The following is a 12,185-nucleotide window of genomic DNA, read 5'->3' on the forward strand; positions in this document are numbered from 1 at the left end:
TCCTCCTATTAAAATGAATTGAGAGTATATATGCATTTGCAGTTAACCTTTATAAAAGGAGACTGCAACAATGATGACGATAATTCCAATTAACATGAGCCAGCCCTTAGGGTTTGCGAAGTTAACAGTCCAGCCAATTCCTGATCTTTTCTCAACCCAAATGGCTGGGTCTTGGGGGTTAAAATATACAACACCGAGCTTCCAATAGGCATCATCGTTCACGGGTTGTATAGGCGAACCAACCTTTGAACGACCAATTCGGCTTCCGCCCTGCCCGGTAGTAATCGAGAGAACTAGAGCGAATAGGACAATGAAGATAGGAATAAGAACACTAACGAACATGATGATCTCTATACTTTGTGGATACATCATATTAAACTGAATCAAGGTGAACAGGATGATCATTGCAAACGAGGAGATCAATGTGAACATGGACCATCTGCGACGAAAAATGATGTTTTGTCTAACGGATTGTTCTGGATTTGCAGCGTGGACTTGTTGTTTGCTGCTAGAAATACTGCGGTTTATCAACAGGAACATTAAGATCATGATTAATTGCATGATACTTGGAAACAGAACAGTCCACATGGACTTGGCAGCGGTGCGTACAACATTACCTTGAAAGTCAAATTTCATTGCGATCGTATCTGGGATTCGGTCGTAATTAGCAAAGACGAAGATCGCACAGATTACAGTTATAGCGAAATGAATGAGAAACCATTTATTAGATACAGCGAGCTTCTGCCTGCGAAAGTTGGTATCTACAGCAATGAACGTTTTATTCGTGGGGCCTGGGGGAAGAGACGGTTTGAGTTGCTTCATTTTGAAATAAAAGATGAGATTTAGGATCGTAGATACCAATATCATACCAATTATGCACACACCAAGCGTTATGCCTTGACCTAGTTCTCCTGTGGTGTTCAATAATCCGATTAAGCCAATGATGAACAAAATGCCGTAGATGATACAGCTAATGGAGGCGAAGGTCTTACGCATCCCGCGAAGAAGATCACTACGATAGTGCTCTTCACTAACAGAAACCCCGAAACTGACCGTTTCTCTCGTTAAATAAGGCATGAAAGCGAGCATGATGGAAATCGGGGCAAATAGCAGGATTAAGATAAAGGCAGATACTATTTGCATTATGAATCTTCCTTTCTGTCGTGTGTTATTTCTTTGTGTATATGCTCCACAACCCGAAGGAGCTCTTCCTTGCTCATTCCTCGGCAAATCGCTTCAGCGACGATGGGCTTGAGCTCTCTGTACTGTTTGTCAGAGTATTCAGTTGTTACCGGCGGCATACCATCGGGTTGGATGACGACACCTTTCTGACGGTGAACCTGAATAAATCCATCCTGTTTGAGTAAGGTGTATGCCTTGTTAACTGTATGAAGATTAACACCGATGTCGGCAGCGAGACTACGAACGGAAGGGAGTGGTTCGCCAAGTTGTAATCGTCCGCTGGCAATCCCTTCAATAATTTGATTCACTAGTTGTGTGTATATTGGAACCTCTGATTGCATATCAAGTTCAATAATCAAAGGGGCACCTCCTTTAATCTAGCTGTTATAGTTATAATATAACAGTTATATAACGCAGACGCAATCTTTTTGTATTGACAGCTTAAGTGGATTGGCAGATAATATAATCCATACTAAACATATAAGATTTATATAGTAAGGGGAGGGAATGGCATGTCAAAATTAAATTCATTTCTAAGAAAACCGTTCTTGGTGGGGCCGTTATTGATTCTTTTATTAGTTTTTGTAGCAGGATGTTCTGGATCTAAAGATACTCCAGATCAAAATAAAGGTGCTAATCCAGGTACCGATGCAGATCAACTTGTTAATGGGGGGACTTTTACGTATGGGCGTCCCGCTTCTGTAAACTCGTTTGATCTACATAATCAGATTACCTCAAACAATGCTTTTGCCATTGATAAAGTATTTGAACCGCTAATCACATTTAACAGTGATGGAGAGATTATTGATTGGCTTGCAAAGTCACACAGTATTAGTGAAGATGGTTTAACTTATACATTTGTTTTACGCGATGGTTTGAAGTTTTCAAATGGAACGGAGGTTACTGCTAAAGATGCGGTTTTCTCGATTCAGCGGCATTTAGATGTTGGCGGCCCTCTAGCCATTGCGGCTCAGGTTGCTTCGCTTAAGGATCAAGATGACAAGACCTTTGTGATTACACTTAAAGAACCGTACACTCCATTCATTTCAGAGCTCACGAATTTCTCTAATGGCATAATCCCAGATAATTTTGGCGGTGTCTCTGAGGAAGAATTTTTCAAGAACCCTATTGGCACGGGCCCTTTCGTTGTTGAAAAATGGGATCCCGCTGGTGATCTTACGTTCAGCAAAAATTCAAACTATTGGCAGGAAGGTAAGCCATATATCGACAAGCTTGTCTACAAGCTTATTGAAGATGACAGCCAAGCTATCAATCAGCTTAAGGCTGGCGAGGTAGATGCGATTGAGTCATTGGCTCTTGAGAATGCTAACGAAATAAAACAAGGCGCTGACACTACAGTGGTGACCAATGGTAGCTGGGTAACAGAGCAGTTGTTCTTCAATACGCTGGATGAGCATTTTTCTGATATACACGTTCGCCGTGCGTTGGCACTAGCACTTGATCGTGAAGGATTGACCAACGCACTTACCTTTGGCTATGCACAAGTAGCAAATTCGCTGTTGCCACCAGCCATTCCTTATAATACAAATGATACGATTAAAGCATTGAACTATGATGTGAATGCGGCTAAAGAAGAGCTTGCCAAATCTGCGTTTCCTAGTGGTTTCTCCACTAAATTACTGATTGCATCTGGAAACAGCACAAGAGCTCAAGAGGCACAGATCATTCAAGCGGCTGGTAAAAGTATCGGCATAAATATTGAGATTGAATCTATTGAACTAGCTTCTTTCCGTGAGCGTTTCTTCGCTTATGATTTCTCTGCAATGCTCAACAGTGGGCAGGCTGATTCTCCAGAAGCGAATTCGATTCTAGCATTCCAGACAGATCCAAATGGCTTTAGCAAGTCGTACTGGACTCATTATACGAACGATGAAGTTACCAAACTTCTGAACGAGGGCCAAAAAACGCTTGATGGGACAGAGCGCGGAGATGTATATGCCAATCTTCAACAAATCCTTGCTGATGAAGTACCCTATATCCCTCTTTATTACCCTGATATTTTGAAAGGTGTTCGTTCATCTGTTGAAGGTTTAGTTGTACTTCCTAACGGTAGCCTTCGCTTTGAAGATGTTCATCTAAAATGATTAAATCCAGTAGTTTATTAAAAAAATCTGCAGACATTAATTCGCCATACAGATGGCTCATTCTTGCTCTTATCAGAGCGGTTGCAGTCATCATCTGTGTGGCGGTGGCAGTCTTTTTCATTATTAGGATTGTGCCCGGAGATCCCGCCAAAATGATTCTGGGGGAATATAGTACTCCAGAAGCTATCGAGAGTATGCACCATACTCTCGGGCTGGATCTTCCACTTTGGGAACAGTTCCTTCGCTTTGTGCAAAATCTATTTACAAATGGCGATACCGGAGCTTCGATTACTTGGGGAACCTCCACAAGAGAATTGATTGCGGATCGCGCTCCTGTTACGCTACTGCTTATAGCGATGGCTAGTCTTGTAGCAATCCTAGTCTCGCTTGTGCTTGCGACGCTAGCAGCAACGCACAAAGACAGACTGCTCGATCATTTGATACGCATCTTTCCGACAATAACGCTCGGTATGCCGATCTTTTGGGTTGGACTGCTGCTGATTTTGGTACTTAGCGTTAGGTTAGGGTGGTTTCCTGTCGGAGGAGTTGGTGAAGGGTGGACTGGAACTTTATACAGTCTTACACTTCCTGCAATAACGGTAGCATTTTCACAGATCCCTACACTTGTTCGTTCACTAAGAGCGCAGATGCTGGAAGTTCTTGAATCTGATTTTGTGGTCACCTTGAAGGCGGCAGGCATACCAAACAGGGTTATTCTGATGAAGCATGTTCTGCGCAATTCTGCGCTTCCTACGCTTATGCTTCTTGGTGTTAACATCTCTTATCTGATCGGTGGCACCTTGGTCGTTGAACAGGTATTTGGTATCAAAGGTATCGGCAGTTTGCTTTTTTCAGCCATTTCAAAACGGGACTTTCCAGTTATACAAGGAATAGCTCTTTATTGTGCGATTTCTGTGGTCATCATCAGCCTCCTGATCGAAATCGCTTCCTGGTGGCTTGATCCCAGGACGAAAGGAAAACAATGAACACTACACTATTAGACCCTCAATTGTTGGCGGACGATAAAAGTAAAAGCTTTATAAGGAAGATAATAAACACTCCAACCCTTCTTGTTGGAAGCATCATGCTTGTATTCCTCATAGGCATAGCTGTATTCGCGCCGTTTATTAGCCCTTATCAGCCTTCCGAGCAAAATCTGTACGCTATTTTACAGCCCCCTTCATCTCAGCACTGGCTGGGGACAGATCAATTAGGGCGTGATTTATTTACGAGGCTTATATATGCAGCGCGGACCGATTTGAAAATCATGGTGTTGGCGGAGATTATACCTTTTTGCACAGGTGTGTTTCTGGGGATGCTTGCTGGGTATTACGGTAAATGGGTAGATACAATCATTTCACTGGTGACAGATACCTTTATTGCTTTCCCTTTCTATTTGATCGTTATTATTGTGGCTTTTGCCAGTGGTGCGGGCCAACGAGGCATATATATTACATTTATCTTGGTGGGTTGGATCGTATTTGCACGCGTAACTAGGGGGCTTAGCGCATCGTTTCGTAAGCAGGAGTGGATTGCAGCTGCCCAAACGATGGGGATTCCAGGGGTAAAAATCATTTTGCGGCATCTTTTACCCAATGTATTACCGCAAGCGGTGGTTGTACTTATGACGGATATGGTTGGTTTGCTTGTAGCTATTGTTACGCTAGGTTATCTCGGGATCGGTATTGCACCGCCAACTCCGGATTGGGGGACGATGATTTCAGATGGACAGTCCTTTATTACAACCGCTTGGTGGCTTTCAGCAGTACCAGGATTGGCGGTCGTATATACGGGAATAGCGTTATCCCTTGTGGGTGATGGTTTGGCAGATTTATGGAGGAAAAAATGATGTCTACGAGTCCCATATTGGAAATAAAAGATCTGTCGCTCGTTACGAAATCAAATAAGCAAATACTTACGAACGTAAGTCTTACCGTTGGAAAGGGCGAAAGCTTGGGGATTGTAGGCGAATCCGGTTCAGGGAAATCGCTCACCTTGCGCTCCATTATAGGATTACTTCCTCGTGGTGTGGAGCAAGTCAGTGGAGACATCAAATGTGATGTCAGAGCGGCAATGATCTTTCAAGATCCGAGAGGTGCGCTTGACCCGCTTTGCCCGGTTGTTAAGCAGCTAGCTGAGGTTGTGTACTACAGACAGAAAGTTAGCCGGAAGGCTTCGCGCACCATTGCTCTGGAGTTGCTGGAGATGCTGGGACTTCCCGATTCTCTAAAGCAAAAAGACCGGTACCCGAGCCAACTGTCAGGTGGTCAGTGCCAGCGTATTGTAATCGCTATGGCTTTAGCGTGTAAGCCGGGCATACTGCTGTGTGATGAGCCGACCACAGCGCTTGACGTAACAGTTCAACAGCAAATCATTGAAATTATAACAAGTCTTCAACAAGAACTGGGTTTTGCTATTGTGTTTGTCACTCACAATCTTGCCATTGCTTCTTCCATGTGTTCAAAACTTTGTGTTATGAAAGAGGGGCAGATCGTCGAACGTGCCGACTCTTTAAGTCTCTTACAGAACCCACAAAATCCGTATACGCAGATGCTTATAAATTCGGTGCTTCCTTTACCGGATTTCGAAAGGGGCACGGGTGCATGAAGATGGCATTACAGATAGAAGATTTAACGGTTAACTATGGTGAGTTTACAGCACTGGACAAAGTAAGCTTGGAATTTCAACAGCACACCACACTCGGGCTTGTAGGTGAATCGGGTTCAGGTAAGTCTACTCTTGCGCGAGTAATAGCGGGTCTGATTCCTCCAAATGAGGGACAAGTCATACTGGGTTCACAAGTATTAGGCAAGAAAAGAAGTCGTGAGCAACATAAAATGATCCAAATGATCTTTCAAAACCCAGACTCTTCACTCAATCCTAAACATACAATCAGGCAGATCCTTGCAGAAGGACTGCTGTTTCATAAAATTGTCGATCGCGCTGGAGTGGAGAAGAGATGTAAGGAACTTCTGACGCGAGTTCATATGGACGAAAGGGCGCTTGGTAGATTCCCTCATGAATTCTCCGGAGGTCAACGTCAGCGGATAGCGATTGCCCGGGCATTAAGCGTTGAGCCAAGTGTACTTATCGCAGATGAACCTACGAGCGCCCTGGATGTTTCGGTACAACTGAGTATGCTAGAACTCTTTAACATGCTCAAATCAGAGTTTAATCTTACGATGCTATTCATCTCTCATGATCTGGGAGTTATTCATGCTATAAGCGATAATGTTGCTGTCATGCGGCAGGGCAAGCTGGTTGAGATCAACTCAAAAGAACAGTTTTTTTCTAACCCCAAAACGTCTTATAGTCGCGAGTTATTATCCGCTGTTCCTAAAATGCCAATGTCCAACACATCAGGAGGTATCTCATGAGCCAAGTTAATAAAGGCTATTTACCCTTACCCATAAATGAGTTTGATAGACTCACACAATTGCTCTCCAAGCTCCTATCCACACAAGAGTCCCCGGTAATCATACCTGGTGAGGCTATCTTAGGAATTGAAGCCATAGCAGCAGGTATATCAGCACCCGGCCGCACGATTCTAAACATTGTGACAGGCCCTTATGGAGATATTTTCGGAAAGTGGCTCGAACGTGGTGGTGCAGAAGTTATTGAGGTTAAAGTTTCTTTTGATGAAGTAATTACTGTAGATGAAGTCGCCACAGCGATTGAACGATATAATCCTTGCGCACTTTCTTTCGTGCAGGGAGAAGCGGTGACAGGGGGTTCTAACCCGACAAAGGCAATACTAGAGCTTGCTCGTCAATCAAACATTATTACTGTGATCGATTCTGTTTCGGCGATTGGAGCAGAGCCAGTACTTATGGATGAATGGGGCATTGATTTTGTAGCTATTGGTGCGCAAAAAGCACTTTCCGGTCCTAACGGGATCAGTTCCGTGGGCATTTCCCTACGTGGTTGGGAGTTTCTAGGTTCGAACGAACGTGCGCCACGCAATTCAATTCTTTCTTTACTTGACCTGAGACGTCCTGCTCACAGTACAACTCCATTTCGAGTTCCAGCAAACATTCCTGTGTTAGAGGCTAGGGCCTTAATAGAAGCACTTACACTTATTGAGAAAGAAGGCTTAGATGCAGTCAATCGCCGTCATCGTTTAGCATCAGCAGCTTTAATCGCTGGAATTAAAGACTTGGGTCTTGAACCGTGGCAGCGAAACAGCAACGGTTATTCTCCTTTGACTACTACGATTCGGATTCCTGAAGGCGATGGCGATCGTCTTATGATCGGAGAGCCTATAGGCATTGTCGCTCCAGGAGATGGACAACTGTATAATAAGCTTTTGCGTATTAATCATTTCGGCGTTAATGCCAATCAGCACAGCGTTGAAGAGGCACTTACAACGTTGGCAAAGCTTGTGCAGCAAGAACCTTCTATTGCAATTGCTGCTCAAAAGTTGATTTGGGAGAATGAACATGAATAATGAATTACTAGAAGAGCAGTCATTTCAGAATATATATATTGCGGGAATTGATGGGAAACGGTTTGATATAACGATAAAGAACGGTCGCTTTTCGTCCATCGTCGAGAGTATTAACTCGCAAACTCAATCGAACAGCCCTAGCAAAGATTTATGGATTTCTCCCGGCATAATTGATCTTCATACCCATTTAGCTTGGACGGATTTTGATCATGATGATCAGTTGAAGCGTGATGAACTAGAAATAGAAGCCATGCAAGCGCAAGCCTTTGAGGCAACCTTGCGAGCTGGAGTAACTACAGTGCGGGATGCAGGCGGACTATTGCCTAGTACTGCCCAGCATATAGGGAAGTATTACAGTCAGCCTTTAAGAGTCCACACTTGTGGCGATATGCTTGGAGCTGGAGATGCACAAGGCCTTAAGCATTTGGAACGGCGAGTAACAGAAATTGTTCATTCCGGGGCAAGCTGGATTAAGATCCTTGCAACGGGAGGACTGGGTTCACCGCCAGATACCGTGCTGAACCCGACTTTTTCTAAGAAAGAGTTCTCCTTTATTGTGAGTAGCGCACATGCACGGGGCGTAAAAGTTCTGGTCCATACCTGGGGCGGAATAACTGTGGATTGGGCAGTTCATGCTGGTGTGGAGTCGATTGAACACGGGATGTACATGACTGAGGCTCAAGCAGGTCAGCTGGCTCAATCAAGGACTGCATTTGTACCAACGGCTTCCATCTATCGGATTGCCGCTGACCCAGCAGGGGTTCTTGCTCTGAACAGTGAGATTTGTGATCGCGCTGCTCGTGCCGCCGAAGCTCACCCTAAAGCCATTAGCTACGCCAAAAGTGCAGGAGTACGAATGGGATTCGGTACGGATTATGCCACACCTGCGCTGCATGGAAGCAACCTCGCAGAACTGGACACTTTAATCGACTGTGGATTAACTCGTAAAGAGGCTTGGCAAGCTGCTACCGAGACCGCTGCTGAAATCTTAGGCTATGGAAACAGCCTTGGCCGTATAGAAGAAAACTTCATTGCGGATGCCGTCATTTTTGATGCTGACCCATTGAAGTCACAAGATGCACAAGCATTACAGAACAGTATTGTGTCGGTAATTAGAGGTGCGACAGAATTAGAATAATGGCGAGATCAGAGCTTGATATAGTAAAACGAGAAGAAACGTTACGTTTTTGAAGGATGTTACCATCGCTGTTAATGAGAATTTCCTGAATATACGAATTATTGGTTGAAATTCTCACTTAAAGGCGAACGCTTCGCTTGTCCACATTCCTTCAAAACTCCACTGATATTCTGTTATTACAAGCACTGATTTCAGGAAAAGAACATAAAAAATGTCCCATAAGCCTTTTCATGGCTCATGGGACATTTTCTTGTTATATCAGCCTCTAAACTGTAATTAGTGCATGCTAATTAAAGAGGTAACTGTAGATCATAGCGGGAGTGGACGGAATTGTTCTGAAGAAGCGTAGCGTCCATTGATCTACGTTATGCATTTTTTCTGGCACTATTTACTTCACGTCACCTTGAATCATTTGACGCAATACGGTTTGCAGAATACCACCATTGTAGTAGTAGTCTACGTCAACCATGCTGTCCAGACGAGCGATCGCTGGGAATTCAAACTGAGTTCCATCTTGACGGGTAGCGATAACGGTCAAGGTTTGACCAGGTTTCACATCATTGCTAAGGCCAACGATATCAAAGGTCTCCGTGCCATCGATGCCAAGGGTTTTCCAACCGTGTCCCTCTTGGAATTGGAGCGGAAGAACGCCCATACCAACGAGGTTACTACGGTGAATCCGTTCGAAACTTTCAGCAATAACGGCTTTGACGCCAAGCAGATAGGTTCCTTTGGCTGCCCAGTCACGGGAGCTGCCTGTGCCGTACTCTTTACCGGCGATAACGACGAGATTCTGTCCATTCGCTTGGTAATTCATCGAAGCGTCATAAATGGACATGAGGGCATCTGTAGGTAGATATTTCGTAATGCCACCTTCAGTACCTGGAGCGACCTGGTTACGGATCCGGATGTTCGCGAAGGTACCACGCATCATCACTTCATGGTTACCACGACGGGATCCATAGGAGTTGAAATCTTTACGAGCAACTCCATGCTCATTCAAGTAAATACCAGCAGGGCTAGTTGGCGTAATGCTACCAGCCGGAGAGATATGATCTGTTGTCACAGAGTCCCCGAGTAGAGCAAGGACACGAGCATGACGAATATCAGCGATATCTTGTAGTCCATCCCCGATTTTCTCGAAGAACGGTGGATTCTGAATGTAGGTCGATTTCTCATCCCACTCATACAATTCACCTTCAGGAACTGGAATGGAGTTCCAACGTTCATTTTGAGTGAATACATTCTCATATTTGCTGCGGAACATTTCCGGACTGAGGGATTGGTTGATGGCTTCCTTAATTTCAGCGGAAGACGGCCAGATGTCCTTCAAATATACCGGCTGGTCATTTGAATCATAACCGATCGGATCATTCTGCAAATCGATATTGACTGTTCCAGCTAATGCGTAAGCAACAACGAGTGGAGGAGAAGCCAGGTAATTGGCTTTCACTTGGGCATGAACACGACCTTCAAAATTCCGGTTACCTGAGAGTACAGCGGCTACAGTAAGATCGTTATCAGCGATAGCTGCATTCACCTCATCAGGAAGTGGGCCAGAGTTACCGATGCAAGTAGCACATCCATAACCTGCTACATGGAATCCAAGTGCTTCAAGTGGCTCGATCAGTCCAGCTTTGTTCAGGTATTCCGTTACGACAAGGGAACCTGGTGTTAAGCTACTCTTCACATAATCAGGTTTCTTCAGTCCACGTTCGACTGCTTTCTTAGCAAGCAATCCGGCACCAACCATAACGCTAGGGTTTGAAGTGTTTGTACAGCTTGTAATAGCTGCGATAACAACTGCACCCGTACCAAATTCACTCGTATTTCCATTTGGATGTTTTACGGTAACTTTTTGTTCTATTTTCTCATCACTGAGGCCGTATCCACCTTTTTCGACCGGAGTGCGGATAATTCCGTTAAAGCTTTCTTTCATTTCACTAAGCTCAATGCGGTCCTGTGGACGCTTAGGTCCTGCAAGACTTGGTACAACAGAGGCAAGATCCAACTCAATCAGGTCACTGAATTCTGGATCTTCCGTCTCATTTGTACGGAACATACCTTGAGCACGATAATAAGCTTCCACTAGAGCAATTTGCTCTTCGGAGCGGCCAGTACTATGCAAGTAGGCTAGTGTTTCGTGGTCTACAGGGAAATAACCAATCGTAGCGCCGTATTCGGGTGCCATGTTGGCGACAGTTGCACGATCCGCAAGGCTGATATTAGCAAGACCAGGTCCGTAGAATTCTACGAATTTGCCAACAACACCTTTTTTACGCAGCATTTGTGTAACGGTAAGCGCAAGGTCGGTAGCTGTAGCGCCCTCAGTAAGACTACCTACTAATTTGAAGCCAATGACTTCTGGTGCTACAAAATAAAGTGGTTGTCCTAGCATACCAGCTTCGGCTTCTATCCCACCAACACCCCAGCCAACAACACCTAGGCCGTTGATCATGGTTGTGTGAGAGTCTGTTCCGACGAGTGAATCAGGGAATACGACGGTTTCCCCGTCTACTGTTTTCGTTGCAGCAACAGACGCAAGGTATTCTAGATTCACTTGGTGAACGATACCTGTTGCCGGAGGTACAGCGCGGAAGTTATTAAATGCAGTTTGCGCCCAACGAAGGAAACGATAGCGCTCTTCGTTACGCTCAAATTCAATGTTCATGTTATATTCCAAGGCATCCGATGTACCAAACGCGTCAACCATTACAGAGTGGTCGATGACGAGGTCAACGGGAACCAATGGATTGATTTGTTTTGGATCTCCGCCCGATTTCTTCACGGTGTCACGCATAGCAGCTAAATCAACTACGACGGGAACTCCTGTAAAGTCTTGAAGCACGATGCGTGCAGGGATGAACGGGATTTCTTTGTTCTCGTCACGGCCTTCGCCCCAACCTGCAATTTGCTTTACATGTTCAAGAGTGATGGCTCTTCCATCAAATTGGCGGACAGCGGCTTCAAGTAATACCTTAATAGAAAAAGGTAGTTTTGAAATTTTACCGAGTCCTTGTTCTTCCAAAGCCTGTAGATTGTAGTAACGATAGTCTTTCCCGCCCACTTCTAACTTGCGGGAAATCGCAGAAAAATCTTTGATTGACATAAATGGACCTCCTCGTTTCATCAGGTGAAACACAATTTCAAAATAAAACTCACTGTAATCAGTATACCGTTCCCCTGTCGGTGAGTAAAGAACTTTTTGCCCTTTTACGGCCTATCTAATGATCATATTCTCAAAGATGAAGGGGCTTACATTTAGGAAAACTAGAGTTCGTCTTTCCCATTTTATAGAGGCACATACCGAGCA

Annotated in this window: 10 protein-coding genes; 7 read left to right on the forward strand and 3 right to left on the reverse strand. The window is 44.6% G+C overall.

Annotation, left to right across the window (positions count from 1 at the left end; all coding sequences use genetic code 11):
- Window positions 1-42 precede the first annotated feature (42 nt).
- Both IEW05_RS23450 and IEW05_RS23455 read right to left on the reverse strand, forming a co-directional pair.
- Window positions 43-1,143: a DUF1648 domain-containing protein gene (locus IEW05_RS23450; RefSeq protein ID WP_188542291.1), complete on the reverse strand. Its 1,101-nt coding sequence runs from the start codon at window positions 1,141-1,143 to the stop codon at window positions 43-45.
- The gene (locus IEW05_RS23455; RefSeq protein ID WP_188542292.1) at window positions 1,143-1,541 is read right to left on the reverse strand and encodes a GntR family transcriptional regulator; all 399 of its coding nucleotides are present in this window, start codon (window positions 1,539-1,541) and stop codon (window positions 1,143-1,145) included. The genes IEW05_RS23450 and IEW05_RS23455 overlap by 1 nt, the downstream gene beginning before the upstream one ends.
- Before the next feature lie 153 nt (window positions 1,542-1,694).
- On the opposite strand from IEW05_RS23455, the gene IEW05_RS23460 reads away from it, so the two are divergent.
- From IEW05_RS23460 to IEW05_RS23490, 7 genes are read left to right on the forward strand one after another with little or no spacing between them, the layout of a single operon-like run.
- Window positions 1,695-3,287 carry an ABC transporter substrate-binding protein gene (locus tag IEW05_RS23460; protein WP_188542293.1) on the forward strand — a complete coding sequence of 531 codons (1,593 nt, stop codon included), beginning with the start codon at window positions 1,695-1,697 and terminating at the stop codon, window positions 3,285-3,287.
- On the forward strand, window positions 3,284-4,273 hold the full coding sequence (locus tag IEW05_RS23465) for an ABC transporter permease (protein WP_229753699.1): 990 nt from the start codon (window positions 3,284-3,286) through the stop codon (window positions 4,271-4,273). Before IEW05_RS23460 ends, IEW05_RS23465 begins: the two co-directional genes overlap by 4 nt.
- The gene (locus tag IEW05_RS23470; protein WP_188542294.1) at window positions 4,270-5,136 is read left to right on the forward strand and encodes an ABC transporter permease; all 867 of its coding nucleotides are present in this window, start codon (window positions 4,270-4,272) and stop codon (window positions 5,134-5,136) included. Before IEW05_RS23465 ends, IEW05_RS23470 begins: the two co-directional genes overlap by 4 nt.
- On the forward strand, window positions 5,133-5,894 hold the full coding sequence (locus IEW05_RS23475) for an ABC transporter ATP-binding protein (protein WP_229753701.1): 762 nt from the start codon (window positions 5,133-5,135) through the stop codon (window positions 5,892-5,894). Before IEW05_RS23470 ends, IEW05_RS23475 begins: the two co-directional genes overlap by 4 nt.
- Complete coding sequence (locus IEW05_RS23480; protein WP_188542295.1) at window positions 5,891-6,664, forward strand: ABC transporter ATP-binding protein; 774 nt, start codon at window positions 5,891-5,893, stop codon at window positions 6,662-6,664. Before IEW05_RS23475 ends, IEW05_RS23480 begins: the two co-directional genes overlap by 4 nt.
- Window positions 6,661-7,734, forward strand: coding sequence for a pyridoxal-phosphate-dependent aminotransferase family protein (locus tag IEW05_RS23485; protein ID WP_188542296.1), 1,074 nt, complete (start codon window positions 6,661-6,663; stop codon window positions 7,732-7,734). The genes IEW05_RS23480 and IEW05_RS23485 overlap by 4 nt, the downstream gene beginning before the upstream one ends.
- Window positions 7,727-8,872, forward strand: coding sequence for an amidohydrolase family protein (locus IEW05_RS23490; protein ID WP_188542297.1), 1,146 nt, complete (start codon window positions 7,727-7,729; stop codon window positions 8,870-8,872). The genes IEW05_RS23485 and IEW05_RS23490 overlap by 8 nt, the downstream gene beginning before the upstream one ends.
- A gap of 388 nt (window positions 8,873-9,260) precedes the next feature.
- Here IEW05_RS23490 and acnA read toward each other — a convergent pair whose 3' ends face one another.
- Window positions 9,261-11,981, reverse strand: a complete 2,721-nt coding sequence (gene acnA / locus IEW05_RS23495) for an aconitate hydratase AcnA (protein ID WP_188542298.1) — start codon at window positions 11,979-11,981, stop codon at window positions 9,261-9,263.
- Window positions 11,982-12,185 lie beyond the last annotated feature (204 nt).

The sequence above is a fragment of the Paenibacillus segetis genome, assembly GCF_014639155.1.
GTDB lineage: Bacteria > Bacillota > Bacilli > Paenibacillales > Paenibacillaceae > Fontibacillus > Fontibacillus segetis.